The 17,745-nt window shown below is 50.7% G+C and carries 18 protein-coding genes; 11 read left to right on the forward strand and 7 right to left on the reverse strand.

Going from position 1 to position 17,745, the window contains the following annotated elements:
• Nucleotides 1-11: 11 nt before the first annotated feature.
• The 7 genes from AB1757_25710 (at nt 12) to AB1757_25740 (ending at nt 2,959) form a co-directional block, all read left to right on the forward strand.
• Nucleotides 12-275, forward strand: a complete 264-nt coding sequence (locus AB1757_25710) for a hypothetical protein (protein ID MEW6130457.1) — start codon at nt 12-14, stop codon at nt 273-275.
• A complete protein-coding gene (locus tag AB1757_25715; protein ID MEW6130458.1) occupies nt 265-618 on the forward strand; it encodes a cupin domain-containing protein in 354 nt (117 codons plus the stop codon). The genes AB1757_25710 and AB1757_25715 overlap by 11 nt, the downstream gene beginning before the upstream one ends.
• Entirely contained in the window at nt 618-1,037 is a 420-nt protein-coding gene (locus AB1757_25720; GenBank protein ID MEW6130459.1) for a contact-dependent growth inhibition system immunity protein, read from the forward strand. The genes AB1757_25715 and AB1757_25720 overlap by 1 nt, the downstream gene beginning before the upstream one ends.
• Before the next feature lie 41 nt (nt 1,038-1,078).
• Nucleotides 1,079-1,465 (forward strand): hypothetical protein, encoded by a 387-nt coding sequence (locus AB1757_25725; GenBank protein MEW6130460.1) that lies wholly within the window; start codon nt 1,079-1,081, stop codon nt 1,463-1,465.
• Nucleotides 1,466-1,516: 51 nt separating this feature from the next.
• Complete coding sequence (locus AB1757_25730; protein ID MEW6130461.1) at nt 1,517-2,071, forward strand: Uma2 family endonuclease; 555 nt, start codon at nt 1,517-1,519, stop codon at nt 2,069-2,071.
• Between the two features lie 89 nt (nt 2,072-2,160).
• Entirely contained in the window at nt 2,161-2,706 is a 546-nt protein-coding gene (locus tag AB1757_25735) for a Uma2 family endonuclease (protein MEW6130462.1), read from the forward strand.
• Between the two features lie 31 nt (nt 2,707-2,737).
• On the forward strand, nt 2,738-2,959 hold the full coding sequence (locus AB1757_25740) for a hypothetical protein (protein ID MEW6130463.1): 222 nt from the start codon (nt 2,738-2,740) through the stop codon (nt 2,957-2,959).
• 84 nt (nt 2,960-3,043) lie between these two features.
• On the opposite strand, the gene AB1757_25745 is transcribed toward AB1757_25740, so the two are convergent.
• The gene (locus tag AB1757_25745) at nt 3,044-4,597 is read right to left on the reverse strand and encodes a long-chain-fatty-acid--CoA ligase (protein MEW6130464.1); all 1,554 of its coding nucleotides are present in this window, start codon (nt 4,595-4,597) and stop codon (nt 3,044-3,046) included.
• Between the two features lie 228 nt (nt 4,598-4,825).
• Between AB1757_25745 and AB1757_25750 the strand changes: the two genes are divergently transcribed.
• The 4 genes from AB1757_25750 to AB1757_25765 all read left to right on the forward strand — a co-directional run bounded on the left by AB1757_25750 (nt 4,826) and on the right by AB1757_25765 (nt 12,299).
• Complete coding sequence (locus tag AB1757_25750) at nt 4,826-6,259, forward strand: amidase (protein ID MEW6130465.1); 1,434 nt, start codon at nt 4,826-4,828, stop codon at nt 6,257-6,259.
• 261 nt (nt 6,260-6,520) lie between these two features.
• Nucleotides 6,521-7,726 carry an ATP-grasp domain-containing protein gene (locus AB1757_25755; protein MEW6130466.1) on the forward strand — a complete coding sequence of 402 codons (1,206 nt, stop codon included), beginning with the start codon at nt 6,521-6,523 and terminating at the stop codon, nt 7,724-7,726.
• Nucleotides 7,727-7,775: 49 nt separating this feature from the next.
• The gene (locus tag AB1757_25760) at nt 7,776-8,972 is read left to right on the forward strand and encodes an AAA family ATPase (protein MEW6130467.1); all 1,197 of its coding nucleotides are present in this window, start codon (nt 7,776-7,778) and stop codon (nt 8,970-8,972) included.
• Nucleotides 8,973-9,110: 138 nt separating this feature from the next.
• Entirely contained in the window at nt 9,111-12,299 is a 3,189-nt protein-coding gene (locus AB1757_25765; protein ID MEW6130468.1) for an alkaline phosphatase family protein, read from the forward strand.
• A 205-nt stretch (nt 12,300-12,504) separates the two neighbouring features.
• Here AB1757_25765 and AB1757_25770 read toward each other — a convergent pair whose 3' ends face one another.
• From AB1757_25770 to hutI, 6 genes are all read right to left on the reverse strand, one after another.
• A complete protein-coding gene (locus tag AB1757_25770) occupies nt 12,505-13,476 on the reverse strand; it encodes an aldo/keto reductase (protein ID MEW6130469.1) in 972 nt (323 codons plus the stop codon).
• 295 nt (nt 13,477-13,771) lie between these two features.
• Nucleotides 13,772-14,470, reverse strand: coding sequence for a pirin family protein (locus AB1757_25775; GenBank protein MEW6130470.1), 699 nt, complete (start codon nt 14,468-14,470; stop codon nt 13,772-13,774).
• 100 nt (nt 14,471-14,570) lie between these two features.
• The gene (locus AB1757_25780; GenBank protein MEW6130471.1) at nt 14,571-15,011 is read right to left on the reverse strand and encodes a MarR family transcriptional regulator; all 441 of its coding nucleotides are present in this window, start codon (nt 15,009-15,011) and stop codon (nt 14,571-14,573) included.
• 107 nt (nt 15,012-15,118) lie between these two features.
• A complete protein-coding gene (locus AB1757_25785) occupies nt 15,119-15,466 on the reverse strand; it encodes a hypothetical protein (protein ID MEW6130472.1) in 348 nt (115 codons plus the stop codon).
• A gap of 74 nt (nt 15,467-15,540) precedes the next feature.
• Nucleotides 15,541-16,149: an RDD family protein gene (locus AB1757_25790; protein ID MEW6130473.1), complete on the reverse strand. Its 609-nt coding sequence runs from the start codon at nt 16,147-16,149 to the stop codon at nt 15,541-15,543.
• Nucleotides 16,150-16,280: 131 nt separating this feature from the next.
• On the reverse strand, nt 16,281-17,570 hold the full coding sequence (hutI, locus tag AB1757_25795) for an imidazolonepropionase (GenBank protein MEW6130474.1): 1,290 nt from the start codon (nt 17,568-17,570) through the stop codon (nt 16,281-16,283).
• Nucleotides 17,571-17,745 lie beyond the last annotated feature (175 nt).

Below are 17,745 nucleotides of genomic sequence, written 5' to 3' on the forward strand. Positions count from 1 at the left end.
CTTTGTATTGTTTGAATGAGAAAAATTCTTTATTGGTGTCAAAAAATAATGTTGTATGCAGAATGGAAGCGGCTGCGCTTGTTGACGTTTGGGCAATTTTTCATCCAACAGAAACGGTTGGCGCAGATGAATGGCCTCCTATCTCAAAAAAACAGTGGGTTGTTATTTATTTTTTTGTCTTTAGCATATCAGGATTGTGCATCATTTATTTTTATCGTATGAGGATGAGAAAACACCCAACCAGAAATGAGTCTCAAAATGTTGATATGCATTAGCATTAACAACGCAGAGCATTATACCTGGGGCGAAGGTTGCGACGGCTGGCATCTGCTCAAACGCGACGATCTGAGCATCATTCAGGAGCGCGTACCGCCCGGCAAATTTGAAGTCAGGCATTTGCATCACCAGGCGCGGCAATTTTTTTATATTTTAAGCGGCGAAGCGACGATGATTGCGGACGACGAACGCATCACGTTGCAAGCCGGTGAAGGTATCGAAATCCCGCCCGGCACGCGGCATCAATTCAGAAACGATTCCAGTGCAGAAGTCAATTTTCTGGTCATCTCTTGTCCGAAAAGCCACGGCGATAGAGAGAATGTTGAAAGCGAACCTCAGTAATGAATTACCAATTTGACCGCAGTAAAAGTTTGCAGGAATTAGAAGGCAAGGATTGGAGTGAGCCGACCTACAGTTCTTATCTGGTCACGACCTGTCACGCCTTGCGAAGAAAACCGCTCAATCAATTTTCAGTTGAAGATTTGCGAATCTTGATTGGGCAAAGTATCGGGTTGGGATTCTTAATCCCGCTCGCGCTCGAAATACTGGCTGAAAACCCTATGACTGGCGGCGATTATTATCCTGGCGATTTATTGAAAAATGTTTTGCGCATTAATTCTTTCTTCTGGCAAGAAAACCCGGAGCTTCATCAGAAAATGAGAGCCATAATTTTTGAGGTTGAGTCTTTGAAAAAGACAATAGAAGATGAAATTTTACCAGCGGCAGAAAAATTCAAAAACTTGGATATCTTCTCCCAATAATTTTTAGAGTAGAACTCATTTATACAAACGGATTGTCAATTATGAATGACGCTAAGATTCAGAAAAAATTAGAGCAAATGGATACGCCCGATATGCACGAAACCTTGCTGCGCGGGCAGTGGAAAAATTATGCGCGGTTTGCCTATGAGCATTACTTGCAAGAAGGGCGCGGCGCAATTTTGATTGACTTGAAACGCGCAAGCTTTAAAGGCAAACAATTGCAACTGCCATCGCATTATGTTGCCGACGCCAGCGACAAACTTGCGAAACTCGGCGGCTGGCCAAGCCCGGAAATTGCCGCCGTCGTTCGTGATTACGACCCCGAACTTGACCTCATCTTTTTAGTCTGGCGGCTTGATGATGAAATTATCTATTATGTGGCGACCGATGATTTCACGCCCAAACAGGCTTATGAAGCGCGGCGTTAAATGATTTCACCATAGATAATGAATCGCAGGACGCGGAAAGCGAAGGTGATTATGAGTACCAAAGTCAAAGCAACCATCGAAGACCTTTACGAGGAAAAAGGTAAAGCCGAACTCATTGATGGGGAGATTCAGAAATTTATGCCGACAGGAAGAAGACCCAGCAGAGCGAGTTTTAATATAGCCCTTAGCCTGATGGAACACGAAAGAACACATGGCGGAGGCGTCGCTGTAGCTGATAATGCAGGCTTCATTGTTGATTTACCCAAGCGTGAATCCTTCAGCCCCGATGCCGCATGGTTTGCTGGTGCAATGGACACAAATGACGATATGGATTTTTTTGATGGCGCTCCGGTCTTCGCAGTTGAAGTGAGAAGTAAAAACGATTATGGCGCGAAAGCTGAACGCGAAATGGCGGAAAAACGCCGCGATTATTTTGCCGCCGGAACCCTGGTGGTCTGGGATGTCGATTTGCTCGGCGAAGAGATTATCAAGGCTTATAAAGCCGACACCCCTGAGCGCCCCGTCATTTTCAAACGCGGCGAAACGGCAAATGCCGAACCCGCTGTACCCGGCTGGCAAATGCCGGTCGATGATTTATTTCGTTAAGTGCGGCGCATAGGCTCAATCGCGTGAATGAAGATTTCGCAACGGAGATTTTTTGCAAATTCAAGAACACTCGAAAAGCGAAGGTGATTATGAGTACCAAAGTTAAAGCAACCATCGAAGACCTGTATGAGGAACCCGGCAAAGCCGAACTCATTGATGGGGAGATTCAGAAATTTATGCCGACAGGAGATAGACCCGCACGAGCCAGTGGAGCAATTTATGTAAGTTTATATTTATATGAACGCCAAACCGGATTGGGACGCGCTTACCCGGACAATACGGGCTTCATTGTCGATTTACCGAACCGCGAATCGTTCAGCCCCGATGCCGCCTGGTTTGTCGGCGAACCTTCGGGTATGAAATTTCTCGACGGCGCGCCCGCTTTTGCGGTTGAGGTGCGTAGCGAACATGATTATGGCGCGAAAGCTGAACGCGAAATGGCGGAAAAACGCCGCGATTATTTTGCCGCCGGAACCCTGGTGGTCTGGGATGTCGATTTGCTCGGCGAAGAGATTATCAAGGCTTATAAAGCCGACACCCCTGAGCGCCCCGTCATTTTCAAACGCGGCGAAACGGCAAATGCCGAACCCGCTGTACCCGGCTGGCAAATGCCGGTCGATGATTTATTTCGTTAAACATTTTGAAAAACTCACTGGAGGATACTGATTGATTGTGATTGCCTCGCTCGTCGGTTTTGCCGCAGGATTTATAACCTGGTTCATCGGCTCGTATTTCATCGCTTTGTTTATCAATTGGGGCGCAAATCGCCAGCCGCCCGTAAGCGAAAATGCCTTGAAAGCTTATGAAATTATTTTATGCGGCGTGTGGTTTGTCGTAAGCGTCGGCGTGCTCTACATCGTCACGCGCGCGATGTGGCCGCAGGATTAATTTATAAATTGCCAGCTAAACGACGCGGTCAAAGACCGCTTGCTCAACCGCAGTCAATGGTTTGCCCTGCTGTTTCGGTTTGTCTCATTTCAACATCTCGCGCAACTCTTTTTTCAACAACTTCCCGGTTGGCCCTTTGGGAATGTCTTCGAGAAACGCCACGCTTTTCGGGCATTTGAAATCGGCAAGTTGTTCGCGGCAAAACGCCATGATTTCATCTTCGGTTGCCTGTTCGCCTTCCCGCAAAACAATAAACGATTTTACTTCTTCGCCGTAAAGCGCGTGCGGCACACCAATCGTCGCCGCGTCTTTGACTTTCGGATGCTGGTAGAGCACTTCATCGATTTCACGCGGATAAATATTTTCGCCGCCGCGAATAATCATGTCGCTTTTGCGGTCAACGATGTAATAGAAACCCTCTTCATCGCGGTATCCCAAATCGCCCGAATGAAACCATCCCGAACGAAAAGCTTCGGCATTTGCCGCATCATTTTTGTAATACCCTCCGGTGACATTCGCGCCGCGTATGACGATTTCACCGACTTGACCGGCAGGCAATTCTCTATCTTTCTCATCAAACACGTTCATCTGGTTGCCGATGGGAAGTCCTACGGAACCGACTTTGCGCCCTTCATCAACCGGGTTGAATGTCGAACGGCAACTGGTTTCCGAAAGCCCGTACCCTTCGATGACCGTGCAACCGAACAACGCTTCATAGGTTTTCATCACTTCAATCGGAACCGGCGCGGAACCACAGAGCGCAAACCGCAACGATGAAATATCGCACTTGGCGGACACCCCTTGCGGATAAGTTTGATTGAGTAGCGAAAGCATGGTCGCAACCGAACCGAAATAAGTCACGCCATATTTACTCACAATTTCCCAATGACGCGAGGCGCTGAATTTTTCCGCAAGCACGATGCTCCCGCCAGCCATAAGCGCCGCAAGCCCTGTGGTCATCAAGGCATTCACATGAAAAAGCGGCATAATCATCAGCGACCTGTCCGCTTCCGTGAGGCGCAACCAATCGGCAATCTCTCTGGCGTTCACCAATAAATTTCCGTGCGTCAGCAACACGCCTTTCGGTTTTCCAGTAGTCCCCGAGGTGTAAATAATCATCGCCACATCTTCCAATTGCGGATTGCGGATTGCGGATTGCGGATTGTTTTCTGCTGAGGGTTTCTTCTTTCTATTTTCTGCTGAATCCTGAATCCCGAATCCTGAATCCTCGACAACAACAATGTGTTGCAAACTCGGAATGGCGGCGCGGGCTTCTTCGATGCGCGGCAGTAAATCCGTTTGAGTAATGACGACGGTGGCTTCGGAATTTGCGATGATGAATTCGATTTCGTGGGCTTTCAGGTGTGAATTGACCGGACCTGCCCACGCGCCGAGTTTGAAACAGGCGAAATAGGCAATCAGATATTCGGCGGAGTTCGTCAGGTACAGACTCACCCGCGAGCCGTGTTCGATGCCAAGCGCAGCGAGCCTTGCGGCGGCGCGATTGACTGCGTCATCAAAGGCGCGATAAGTAAAAACCCGTTCGTCGCATTCTGAAAAGAGAAAATCTTTTTCGGGAAACCGGGCGACGCGGCTTTCAAGAAGTTCTTTGATACTGGAAAAACTCTGCTCGGACATGAGGCTCATCTTAGCGAAAACTGAAGCGGTCGCAAAGCGCCAGACGAACAGGTAAAAGCGCTTTTTTAACTTCGTCCGGGCACTTAAATATTTTTATCTTCAAGCTGACCGGTTTTTATCAACCCATCCTTCGCGTGATTGACAAATGCTTCACCAATCAATCAAAGTTTCCCACGCCGTAAAAGCAATCCCCGTATTTATAAAATCATTACATAAGGAGTTTTGAACATGGCTCTCGGAGATCAATTCACCAATTTAGACGCCACGGCTCAGGCAGAACTGGTGCGCAAAAAAGAGGTCAAACCGCTTGAACTGGTCGAAGCGACCATTGAACGCATTGAAAAAGTGAACCCGCAAATCAATGCCATCGTCACCAAAATGTATACGGAAGCGCGCGCCGCGGCGAACGCCCCAATCACGGATGCGCCTTTCGCGGGTGTGCCGTTTTTACTGAAAGATTTGCTTGCCGCCTACCAGGGCGTGCCCATGTCATCGGGGTCAAAATATCTTAAAGATTTCAAACCCAATGAAGACAGCGAACTCGTAGCCCGTTACAAACGCGCAGGCTTGATTGTCGTCGCCAAAACCAACACCCCGGAATTCGGTATCTTGCCAACCACCGAACCCGATTTATTTGGCGCGGCGCGCAATCCCTGGAATACCAATCACATCACAGGGGGTTCGTCGGGCGGTTCGGCAGCGGCGGTTGCCGCAGGCATTGTGCCCATCGCCCACGCCAATGATGGCGGCGGTTCGATTCGCATTCCGGCTTCATGCTGCGGCGTGTTTGGCTTAAAACCGACGCGCGCCCGTAATCCTCTGGGACCAAATTTCGGCGATATGTTCAGCGGCTTGATCGCCGAACACGCCGTGTCGCGCACGGTTCGCGATAGCGCCGCCTTGCTTGATGCGACATCCGGCGCGGCGCTTGGCGACCCGTACTGCGCGCCCACGCCTGCGCGTCCGTTTGTTGAGGAAGTCGGCGCGGACACCGGGAAACTAAGAATCGCATTTACGACCACAGCGCCGCTGGGCACGCCCGTTCACCCGGACTCAGTTGCCGCTGTCGAAGACGCCGCGAAATTGCTCACCGATCTGGGACACTACGTCGTCGAAGCCGCGCCGGCGATTAACGGCGAAATGCTGGTGAAAAGTTTTATGGCAATCTGGGCAGCAGGACTGACCTGGACGATTCAAAGTCTGAGTTACGCAGTCGGGCGTATGCCTGTTGAAGGCGAACTCGAACCGGGTACGATGGCGCTTAATGAGATGGGCAAAAAAGTCACGGCGTCGGATTATTTGCTCTCTGTGCAATATATTCAAATACTCGGACGCCAGATTGCCGCGTTTATGCAAGATTATGATGTGTTGCTGACGCCGACGCTGGGGTCGCCGCCGCTCGCGCTCGGCTCGTTTGCGGCAACCGAAGAAGACGCGATGGCAGGTATGCGGGTTGCGACAGCCTTTGTACCGTTTACGCCGATTTGCAATGCGACGGGACAACCGGCGATGTCTGTGCCGCTTTACTGGAACGCCGAAGGTTTACCGGTCGGCACTCATTTCGTTGGTCGCTTCGGCGACGAAGCAACCCTTTTCAGACTGGCGGCACAACTGGAAACCGCCAGACCTTGGGCAAACCGACGCCCGCCAGTGAGCGCATAGATAGTGATGAGTGATGAGTGATGAGTGATGAGTGTTGGAAAGGCTAGAGTTCTGAGGGCAGAATAATGAAGCGTGAATTCTTAATAATTCCAGGGTTCATCGTTCATCGTTCATCGTTCATCCTTCATCGTTTTACTCATCACTCATCACTTTAAAAAGAGCTATCGCGCAAAATCAGGCGCATCTGTATAATCAGCAGGTCTAAATTTAAGTTCGCGGTTCTATTTCATTATCAATCAAAAAACCTAAGGAGTTTTCATCGTGTCACAGGAACGTCCGCTGAATATTGTTTGTGTTACCAGTTATGAAAAAGGGCAGGAGTTCATGCGCGAAGCCAAACGTCAGGGATGCCGCGTGTTTTTAATCACTGTGCAATCGCTTGAACATGCCAACTGGCCTCGCGAAGCCTTAGCCGACATCTTTTATATGCCCGATCAATATCAGCGCGACGACATCATCAAAGGCATCAGCTACCTGGCGCGCACGTTAAAAATCGACCGCATTGTGGCGCTCGATGATTTTGAAATTGAAACCGCTGCCGCGCTTCGCGAACATTTGCGCGTGCCCGGAATGGGCGACACCACGGCGCGTTATTTCCGCGATAAACTCGCCATGCGCGTCAAAGCTAAAAATGAAGGCATACGGGTTCCCGAATTCGTTCACGCGCTGAATTACGAATCCCTACAGGAGTATATGGAGCGTGTGCCGCCGCCTTATGTGTTAAAGCCACGTTCGGAAGCCTCGGCAATCGGTATCAGAAAAGTCAATCACCCGGATGAACTGTGGCCGATACTCGATTCGCTCGGTGATAAGCAATCTTACTATGTGTTGGAAAAATATGTGCCGGGCGAAGTTTTCCATGTCGATTCCATTGTTTCCGAACGCCAGGTGGTGTTTTCAGTAAAGAGCAAATATGGCGCGCCGCCGATGGATGTGGCGCACGATGGCGGCGTCTTTATTACCCGCGTCGTGCCGCATGAATCCGACGATTCAAAAGCCTTGGATGAACACAACAAGACATTGATTCAGGCGCTTGGACTGGTGCGCGGCGTCACCCACGCCGAGTTCATCAAGGGGCGCGATGACCGGCAGTTTTATTTTCTCGAAATCGCAGCGCGGGTCGGCGGCGCAAACATTGCTGAAATGGTCGAAGCCGCAACCGATATCAACCTGTGGGCGGAATGGGCAAGGGTTGAAATCGGGCTGGATGAAAAGCCTTACCGTTTGCCGCCGCATCGCGACGATTACGCGGGGATTGTGATTTCGCTCGCCAAACAGGAACATCCCGACACCTCGGCTTATGATGACCCGGAAATCGTCTGGCGCATGAACAAAAAACATCACGCCGGGTTGATTGTCACCTCGCCCGATGATCAGCGCGTCGAAGATTTGCTCAACCGTTATGCCGAACGTTTTGTGCATGATTTCCTGGCGGTTGCGCCCTTGCCCGATAAACCCTGGGCATAACCTTTAGTTTTGCAAGTTTGGTAATTTTATATCCGATTGGAGATTTGCAATGCAGCCTGAAGCAAGTCCATTTACTCCCGGTCAACCTGTTCCTCCGGAATTTTTTGTCGGGCGGGTTACAGAAATAGAGCGGTTACGAAATATGGTTCGCGCTTCCATTCGTGGGCGGTTTAAGGTCGGATTCGTAACCGGCGAACGTGGTATTGGGAAAAGTTCGCTGGTCGCTTTTGTTCGTCGTCTGGGCGAGTTGGAGGATGCAATCGTTGGGACGCACGTCTTTTTAGGCGGGGCAACCGATTTGAAAGATCTGGCGCGACGTACTTTCGATAGGATATTGAAGGAAAGCATTGATAAGGCATGGTATGAAAAAATCAAAACTCTGTTTGGCGACCATGTACGCAAAGTTGGTCTATTTGGCGCATCAATCGAACTCAACGTAAGCGCGGACGACCTGGATGCGCTGGTGCGTGATTTTGTTCCGTCGTTGCGTCGTTTGCTGCAACAACTGAAAGGAGAGCGAAAAGCCTTGCTGTTGATTTTCGATGACATCAACGGCTTGGCAGATTCGTTAGAGTTCGCCAACTGGTTAAAAAGTACGGTTGATCAGATTGCCACCGAAAATCAGCCTTTCCCGGTTGCATTGTTCGTTGTCGGGCTTGAAGAAAGATGGCAAAGCCTGATCAAATTGCAACCCTCGCTTGCCAGGATCTTTGATGTCGTCGAAATCAAGCCTTGGAGTGATAGCGAAACCGAAAAGTTCTATCAGGATTCTTTTCAAAAAACTGCGGTTGTAAAATTGCAGGACAACGCCTTGAAAATGATGGTTGGTTATACCGGCGGCTTTCCGGTAATTGCCCATGAGATAGGCGATGCAGTTTGGCGCGTGGCCGAAGGCAAGGAGATAACTGAGGATAACGCTTCCGAAGGTATCGCTTATGCGGCTGAAATAATCGGCAGAAAATTTCTTGAGCCACAGGTTCTGCAAGCCTTACGCAGTGAACGCTATCGTTCCATACTTCGCAAACTGATGGATGACCCATTATTTTCTTCATTTCAACGCAGTGATATTCGCAAAATGTTATCTCCCGAAGAGAACAAAGTGTTTGGCAATTTTCTCAATCGAATGAAAAAACTTGGTGTAATAAAGACGGACAATGATGCCAAGCAAGGCAGCTATCGCTTTACCAATCAACTCTATCATTTTTACTTCTTTATGGAATCTATGAGCAGAGGTGAAAAACAATAGACCGGAAACGGAAGTTCATTTCAGGATCTGAACTTCTTTCTCAATAGGGTTATCCACCCAAAGTTGGCAGCCGGAGCTTGCCCTGAAAAAGTTTCTCTGTAAGGCAAATTCTGCGGTTCTGTCAGGAGGTTTTTATTCATGTATTTTTCGCGTTTTGGCTCGAAATTTCTTTTCCTTGCGCTGCTCTCTGCAATGGTTATCGCTATCTTAATCTCAAGCGGTTCGTTCAAATCGACCGCCAATATTCAAACCAATGAACCGGCTTCGCAAGGCAGAATCATTACCCCGGCAGGCGCTTTGATTTTGGATATGACCACGCGCCTGCCTGCCGTCGGTTCGCTCACGGTTGATTTCGTTCGCAGTCCCGATGAATATGGCACGGATAAAAAAGGTCGCTATTTGATTGCCGTCAACAGCGGTTTCGGCATTCAATTCAACTCGGCAACCAATCGCGCTCAACAATCGCTGGCGGTCATTGATTTGCTTGCCAAACCCGTACCGGCAGTCATTCAAAATGTCTATTTCCCGGTGCCGCAAAGCGTCAATGTGGGCATCGCTTTTTCATCGCTACCGGAAATTGACGGCGCGTACACGCTCTACGCATCAGGCGGCTTTGAAAACAAAATCTGGATATTTAAATTCAAACCGAACACCGCCAATCCCATCACGCCAACTTCACACGGGCCGAATACCTCGATCACCGCACAGGCGATTGACGTGAGCGGCTTTACCCCCGAAAAACCGACGCCGCGTTATAACGATGAGCATGCGCCGGTTTATCCGACTGGCATTGCCCTCAGCTCCGATAACAACACCTTGTTTGTCGCCAACAACCTCGACGATTCGCTCGGCATCGTCACCAACGCGCGCGCCGAACGCAAACTCTCGCGCATCGATTTACACCGCGAAAATCAAAGCGAAAATATTTACCCTTATGACGTTCTCGCTTTGCCTGCGCGCAACGCCGCGACCGCCGAGAAAGTTTATGTATCGTGCTGGGCGACCGGAACCGTCGCCGTGGTTGACCCGAACAACCCGCAAAAAAGCGTCGCCCACATTACCGTTGATCGCCACCCGACGGCGATGATTTTCAATGCGACGAAGACGCGGCTTTATGTTGTCAATTCCAATGCTGACACCGTGTCGGTTATCAACACTGCAAGCGATAAAGAAATCGAACGCATCAATGTCAAACTTTCGGAAGGTGAGCCTATCGGCGCAAGCCCCGAAAGTTTAGCCCTCAGCGCCGACGGCGAAACCCTCTATGTCGCCAATGCCCATAGCAATTCCGTAGCCGTCGTGGCGCTTGCAAACGCCTCTCAGGGCAAAGGCGAAAACCAGCGGGAAAAAGAGAAAGATGAACGCAGCAAAGTTCGCGGCTTCATTCCCACAGGGCAATACCCTTCGGCAGTTGGGGTTGTCAGTGGAATGCTATTTGTCGGCAATGGCAAAGGCACAGGGTTTAAAAATTCTTCGCTTGAGGTAGACAATTCCGGTCGCGTTCCCAATATGGCGAACGACCGTTATCCGACCAGCACAGACCGCAGAGGACGCGGCGGTCAGTACAGTGTTTCACTGGTTGCCGGAAACATCAGCTTGATTAGCGAACCCGATGAACGCAAACTCGTCAGCTACACACAACAGGTGATGCGCAATAACAACCTGCTCGGACAACGTAAAACCAAACTCTTCGCGGGCGCGTCGCCGATTAAACACGTCATCTACATCATCAAAGAAAATCGCACCTACGACCAGGTATTTGGCGACATCGAAGCCGCAGGCAACGGACAAGCCGCTGATGGTGAAGCGGCGCTCGCCATTTTCGGTTCGGGCGACGCGGCGCAGATTCATCAAAGCCCTTATCCGAATTCCTCGAACACCGTTCAAGGTTCGCCGAAACAAAATATCACCCCCAATCATCACGCCCTCGCCATGCGCTTTGGACTCCTCGACCGTTTCTTCGTCAATGCCGAAGCGAGTCCCGACGGTCACAACTGGTCAACCGCAGCCTTCTCGAATGATTATGTTGATAAAGCCTATCGCTGGGATTATTCGGGACGCGGGCGCACCTATGATTATGAAGGTTTCAATCGGCTGCCGAATTATGGACCGCGCAGAGGCACGCCGCCGGTCTTTGATAAACCGATAGCCGCAGATGACCTGGCGAATTATATTCGGCGCTACATTCCTTATCTGCAAGGGGCGCGCGATGTCGGCGAACCGGAAACGCTTTATCTCTGGGACGCCGTGAAAAAAGCCGGACTCACCTATCGCAACTACGGCGAATTTATCGTCACCCTGTCGAAAGCCGATGTTGATGAAGTCAATCAAAATCGCGCCAAAGCTTACCCGGACACGACGCCGACGATTTCGACATTTCCGACGAAACAATCCCTCGAAGGCAATCACAGCAAGACCTTTCGCAATTTCGATATGGAAACGCCCGACGCCATGACCATTGATTCCTATACCTCGTCAATCACTTCAAACGGGCGCATCGACCCGGTGATTAGCCGCAGTAATCCTTACGAACCGTTTCGCGGTTCATCACGGTTGGGTGATTGGCTCGAAGAGTTTGAGCAATATGTCAAAGATTTGCAGGAAGGCAAAGGCGACCATTTGCCGAATTTTTCCATGCTCAGATTTTCCAACGACCACACCTCAGGGCTTACAGTGGGCAAACCGACGCCGCAGTTTTACGTAGCCGACAATGATTATGCCATCGGGCGACTGGTTGAAGCCGTATCGCAAAGTCCTTACTGGAAAGACACCGCGATTTTCGTGGTTGAAGACGACGCCCAGGATGGCCCAGACCATGTTGACGCGCATCGTTCACCGGCACTCGTCATCAGCGCCTATAACAAACCCGGCGTGCTCGTTCACGATTTTCATAATACCGTGAGTTTGATTCGCACGATGGAAATGCTGCTTGGGCTGGAGCCGATGAATTTACTCGATGCCACGGCGACACCGATTGATATTTTCCGCGACACTGCCGATATGCGCCCTTACAGAGCTTTGCTGCCGGAGGTATCGCTCAACAATCTGGTGGTGCCGCCGCCTGTAAGTACAGCGATGCTGGAGTGGGTGAAGCGCACCGGCGAACAAGACCTCGAACACGCAGATATGGCGAATCCCCGGGTGTTGAATGAAATCATCTGGTATTCGGTGCGCGGCGCGAATTCGCCTATGCCACAAATTTCAAGGCTTCCGGCATTTGACGCCATGCGCGAAGGTTTGCTCGAAGATGACGATGAGGAAGAAGCGAACGAGGAAGCGCGCGAACCGCGTATTGCCTCGCGCGCCGGCAAGAAATTCAATCGATAAACCCCGACTTGACTCAACCAGCCAATCGGTTTTTATAGCGCCGAAAATGTATCGGGTAAGGTAGCGGGCTTTGATTGCAGGCATCAATCAAAGCCCGCTTCAGTTATCGAAAACACCTGAGTTGCGACACCAGAGCGGTTTACGAATGGGGTTACTTTGAATTCGTTGAGCAAACCGCTTCACTCAAAGAATAGATGTCGTCAAATCACGCAGACCAGCTTGTCGGGCGGCGCACCCAGCGATGTTTGCGAAGTTCTGCAAGCAAGTCCGGCGCAAGCTCTACGCCATCACTTGTGGCAATGTTGGCTTCGACATTTTTGATTTTGCGCATGCCGGGAATAATCGTGCTCACGGTTTTATTGTGGAGGATGAATCGCAAAGCCATCTCAGGCATGGTCATGCCTTCAGGGATAAGCGGACGCAGAGCGTCGGCGCGTTCGACGCTCGCCGTCAAATTTTCCGGCACGAAATAGAGATTGCGCCAATCGCCTTCGGGCCAAGTGCTCTCTTTCGTCAGCGTCCCCGTGAGCGTCCCTTCATCAAACGGCACACGCGCAATCACCGCGACATCCATTTCGTCGCAAGCCGGAAACAGTTCATCTTCGGGGTTCTGGTCAAAGATGTTGTAGATGACCTGCACCGCGTCAATCATCCGGCTGCGCACTGCCGCGATGCCGTTTTCCGGCTCCCAGCGATTGATGCTGATGCCGATGGCATTGATGAGTCCCTGCCGTTTGATTGCATCAAGCGTTTTAAACCAGCGGTCATCGGCTACCCAACCATCTTCCCAGACGTGAAATTGCATGAGGTCAAAGCTTGGCAGTTTGGCATTCTCTAAACTGCTATGAACATATTTTTCGATGTAATCGGGCGGGAAACAATCATCCAGAGTGAATTCGCGGCGACTGGGCCAGCGGCGATTTTTCGGCGGAATTTTGGTTGCTGTGTAAAGCTTTTTATCCTCATTGGCGCGCGCGATTTCGCCAAGAAACCCTTCGCTTTTGCCTTCACCGTAAGCCCACGCGGCATCGAAAAAATTGCAGCCCAAATCGACCGCGCGTTGCAATGCGGCAAGCGATTCTTCATCGTTCGACTGAGTCCAGCCGCCCATTCCCCACATGCCGTAACCGATTTCGCTGACCTGCCAACCGGTTCGACCAAATTTTCGGTATTGCATAGATTCTCCAATTTTTTATTTATTTGTCGGCGAGCATCATTATAACTATCGGCGTCAGTTTTTGAACCAGGACACGCAAGACAAACGGACGAAACGTTTTTCAGGCAATACCTTCAGACCCATTAAAAAGAGAATTCAGAACAAACGGAATAAACGGAATAAACGGAATTTTTTTGTATCAGCGTTTTTCCGTCTGTTCCGCTATTTCTGTTTGTTCCGTACTCTCTTTCAACCTCAGCGAATGCTGCCTGCAAGCTTTAGCTGATGGTTTGGGCAGCGATTCTCTGCGAAAGGCTCAGGGCAAATCAATCAAGATGATTTCGCTGTCACCCGATGCCTGCAAATCGAGGTTCGCGGTTTCGGTAATGCGCGCCTGGTCGCCGCTATGCAGAGCTTCGCCATTGACGGAAACTTCACCTTCAATGACATACAAAAAGGCTTTGCGATTGTCGCCCAGCGCGTGCGCGACCGCATCGCCTTGATTGAGGCGCGACACATAAAAGGTTACATCCTGATTGATGCTGAGCGCGCCGTTTGCGCTTCTGCCCGAAGCAATCGGCAGCAAACGCCCGGTACGCTCCTCGATGGAAAACTTTTTCTGCTCGTAGCCCGGTTCAAGTCCGGTTTGACTGGGCAGCACCCACATCTGCAAGAGTTTCACCGCCTGCGCTTTCGATGAGTTGAATTCCGAGTGATAAATGCCGCGTCCTGCCGTCATGCGCTGCACTTCGCCGGCGCTGATGTGCCCGATGCCGCCGGTGCTGTCTTTGTGGTCAAGCGTGCCTTCCAAAACATAGGTGACGATTTCCATGTTTTTGTGCGGGTGCATGCCGAAACCGGAATCGGGTTGAATGGTGTCGTGATTGAATACCCGCAACGGGCCAAAAGCCGTATTTTCGGGGTCATAATAGAAATCGAAACTGAACAGCCAGTACGCCGACAGCCAGTCATTGGTCGCATTAAATCGTTCGTTTGCTCTTATGGTTTGTATCATTGTCTTAATCTCCTCAATGCTTTCATTCGTTCACCTATTAACTGTTAATCAATTAACAATTTAAATAAAAAATTTTACGCTTAGCGGAAAACCGCGCCGGTTATTCCTGTAAGAGTTTGCCAAGCAGTTCGTAAAGCGTCTTTTGCTCTTTACGGGTAAGCGGTCTGAGGGACTCCTCGGCAAAGCCGATCACTTCGTCAGCCGTGTCCTGCAAAAATTTTGCGCCCTCCGGCGTGAGTTCCACCAGATTGACGCGGCGGTCGCCACAGGCAAGCCGCTTGACCAGTTTGCGGGCTTCGAGGGCGTCAACCAGTTTGGTGACAATCGCCCGCGTCGATAACATGCGCCGCCCGATTTCCACCTGCGGAATGGGTTCGCCTGCGCCGTTTAAGATTCTCAGGACGTTGTAATGGTTATCGGTCATCTGCCAGCGCGAAAACCGCTCGTCGGAATTGCGCCACAGCCTGTCGCCGACGCGCATCACCCGGATGAGCGCCCGTTCCGCTTCCGATGCGGGAATTTTAACAATTTGCTTTTTCACGGCTTCACTATAATCCTTATTTTTTATTTTGTCAACTGGTAAACAATCAACTGATTAACAACAAAGCGGTGTGCATTGGACTCATTGTCTTTGACCGCGCCGGGCACTCAGGGAAGCCATTCAACGACCGCATAAGTTACGAGGCTTGAAAGAATCGATAACCCCGGTAGCAAACTTGCCCACATCGCCGCGCGGTAGCGTTTTTTGAAATAGAGCGCCCACGAAGCGAGGATGGAAATCGTCGCGATGACGGGAAAGCTGATGAGCGCAATCATAAAAGCGATGAGGCGCGGATTGGTTTTTGAAGTTTCAGGAGTAAAAACCAGCGGCGAAGCGATAATTGCGCCGATGCCGGGAATGATTAACAGCCCGAAAATTATGGTTGTAATGATTAAAATAACCCGACTGCGTTTTTTGAGCGCGTCAGTTGCGATTGGCTGAGAGGCATCGGGCATGGAATATCAGGCTAGCCGAAAAAGCGAAGAGATAAACACAACGATATGCCGCGTTCATCTCTTCGCCTGACAACTTAAGCGTTATAGACGTTCGAGTTTGAGACCTTATCCCATAACCCTTGTTTGTTCGGGTCCCACATCGGCCACAATAAAAGAATGATACAGATGCCGCCGAGAAAACCTTTCACCAGTTCGCGTAAAAACGCTTTGCCGAAACCGAGCGGTTGACCGTTCTGGTCTAAAACTTTAATCTTCATCCATTTTTTACCCAAGGTTGCGCCGTCGCGTCCCAGTCGATAAATCTGATACAGCGCCCAACCGATTGCCCCGACAAAGATCAACGCATAACCCAGCAACATGAAAATGACCGCCACGCCTTCCATATCGCGTCCGCCGTTTGCTCCGGCGGCTATGGCGATGAAAAAAAGGATATATCCGGGAAGCATCATCAACCCGCCGAGAAACCCGTCAATAATGACCGCAAAGATGCGTTTACCAATGTCCGCATTTTGCATACCGTAACCGCCGCCGCCACCGTAGCCATATTGTTGCGGTGGGGGAAAGCCGCCGCCTTGTGGTGGATAACCGCCCTGTGGTGGTGGATAGCCGCCGCCTTGCGGATAGCCTCCGCCCTGCTGTGGTGGATAACCGCCGCCCTGATAACCGCCGCCGCCGTAAGACATAATCATTCCTCCTTAATCAATTGATGAAATTTTTACTGATAAATGCCGGAAGATAAAAAACGCTTGTTCGTAAAAGCAATTAAAACGCGGCGGAGTATAGCACCGACAGGCGCTTCCTGCAATTTTGCAACTCAGCATTTCGCCATTTCGCGCCGGTCAATCACGACGCGCCCTTTTTTCACCACCACCTGCGCGTGATTGATGCCAAACAGATAAGGTATCTGCCGGAAGTTCGGGCAATCGAAAATCACTGCGTCAGCCTGTTTGCCAATTTCGAGTGAACCGAGGCGCGCGCCGCGATTTAAACTATAAGCGGCGTTGATGGTCGCCGCGGTAATCGCTTCGGCAGGCGTCATCTTCATTTGCGTGCAGGCAATCGACAGCATCATCTGCATCGACGGTGTAGGCGAACTGCCGGGGTTGAAATCGGTTGCAATAACGACCGCGACACCCGATTCAATCAATTTACGCGCCGGCGGGTAATGCGTCAGTCCCAGATTGAAGACCGCGCCGGGAAGCAAGACTGCCGCAACTTTCGCCCGCAGCAATGCGGCAATCCCCGCATCATCTATCCATTCGAGATGATCAGCGGAGGCGGCTTCGAGTTCGGCGGCAAGCAAGCCGCCGCCGCTCAAGGTCAACTGATCTGCATGAAAACGTATGCCCAGTCCAATCGCTTTCGCCCGCAACAGTATGCGCCGCGTCTCTTCAATATTAAAAACGTGTGATTCACAAAACACATCGCAATACTCAGCGAGTTTTTCTTCGACGACGCGCGGCAACATCTCATCAATCACTAAACGAATATAGGTTTCGCGGGATTTCGCGGGGTCATCGGCGCTACGATACTCATCGGGGATTTCGTGCGCCCCCAAAAACGTCGGCACACATTCAAGCGGCGTCTCCTGATTTATCCGGCGAATGACGCGCAAAATTTTCAATTCATCTTCAAGCGTGAGTCCGTAACCGCTCTTGGTTTCAATCGTGGTGGTGCCGTGTTCGAGCAACCGGCGCACGCGCGGCAAAGCCAACTCGAACAGTTCATTTTCGCTGGCGAGTCGGGTTTTTCTAACCGTTGAACGAATGCCGCCGCCACGCGCGGCAATCTCCTGATAGGTGAACCCGGCGGCGCGCATTTCATATTCATCTTCGCGGGTGCCGGCAAAAACCGTGTGAGTATGGGCATCGACAAAACCCGGCAAGACGGCTGCGCCCTTTGCGTCTATGCGCATCGCGTCGCTGTTTACTTGATTGAATAAATCTTCGCTTTTGCCGATTGCCACGATGATGCCGTCACGCGCCAGCATCGCGCCGTTTTCAATAATCGCGAGGTCGCCCATTTCATCTTTGCGGCGCGGGCGCGCGACCCCTGCAAGGGTGACCAATTGTCCGGCGTTATAAATGAGAAGTTCGTCCGTCATGACTTAAAATTTCTTCGTTGACAGCTTTTCATTCAAGCTGAGAGATAATAATCTTGAACCTCGCAAAAAGAAAATCAAGGATTCGCAACGTCCGAGCGCGTTCAAGCACTTGAAACGAAAACTTTGATATAAGAAGCGGTTGGTAAATCTTTCCGATACTCGCCAACCCTGCAAC

It is taken from the genome of Acidobacteriota bacterium, assembly GCA_040754075.1.
Lineage (GTDB): Bacteria > Acidobacteriota > Blastocatellia > UBA7656 > UBA7656 > JBFMDH01.

Bases quoted from the DNA above. Each gene is read 5' to 3' on its own strand.
- hutI (MEW6130474.1), bottom strand. From the start codon at position 17,570: ATGACGGACGAACTTCTCATTTATAACGCCGGACAATTGGTCACCCTT.
- AB1757_25725 (MEW6130460.1), top strand. From the start codon at position 1,079: ATGAATGACGCTAAGATTCAGAAAAAATTAGAGCAAATGGATACGCCC.
- AB1757_25785 (MEW6130472.1), bottom strand. From the start codon at position 15,466: ATGCCCGATGCCTCTCAGCCAATCGCAACTGACGCGCTCAAAAAACGC.
- AB1757_25720 (MEW6130459.1), top strand. From the start codon at position 618: ATGAATTACCAATTTGACCGCAGTAAAAGTTTGCAGGAATTAGAAGGC.
- AB1757_25775 (MEW6130470.1), bottom strand. From the start codon at position 14,470: ATGATACAAACCATAAGAGCAAACGAACGATTTAATGCGACCAATGAC.
- AB1757_25735 (MEW6130462.1), top strand. From the start codon at position 2,161: ATGAGTACCAAAGTTAAAGCAACCATCGAAGACCTGTATGAGGAACCC.
- AB1757_25770 (MEW6130469.1), bottom strand. From the start codon at position 13,476: ATGCAATACCGAAAATTTGGTCGAACCGGTTGGCAGGTCAGCGAAATC.
- AB1757_25745 (MEW6130464.1), bottom strand. From the start codon at position 4,597: ATGTCCGAGCAGAGTTTTTCCAGTATCAAAGAACTTCTTGAAAGCCGC.
- AB1757_25765 (MEW6130468.1), top strand. From the start codon at position 9,111: ATGTATTTTTCGCGTTTTGGCTCGAAATTTCTTTTCCTTGCGCTGCTC.
- AB1757_25760 (MEW6130467.1), top strand. From the start codon at position 7,776: ATGCAGCCTGAAGCAAGTCCATTTACTCCCGGTCAACCTGTTCCTCCG.
- AB1757_25730 (MEW6130461.1), top strand. From the start codon at position 1,517: ATGAGTACCAAAGTCAAAGCAACCATCGAAGACCTTTACGAGGAAAAA.
- AB1757_25790 (MEW6130473.1), bottom strand. From the start codon at position 16,149: ATGTCTTACGGCGGCGGCGGTTATCAGGGCGGCGGTTATCCACCACAG.
- AB1757_25750 (MEW6130465.1), top strand. From the start codon at position 4,826: ATGGCTCTCGGAGATCAATTCACCAATTTAGACGCCACGGCTCAGGCA.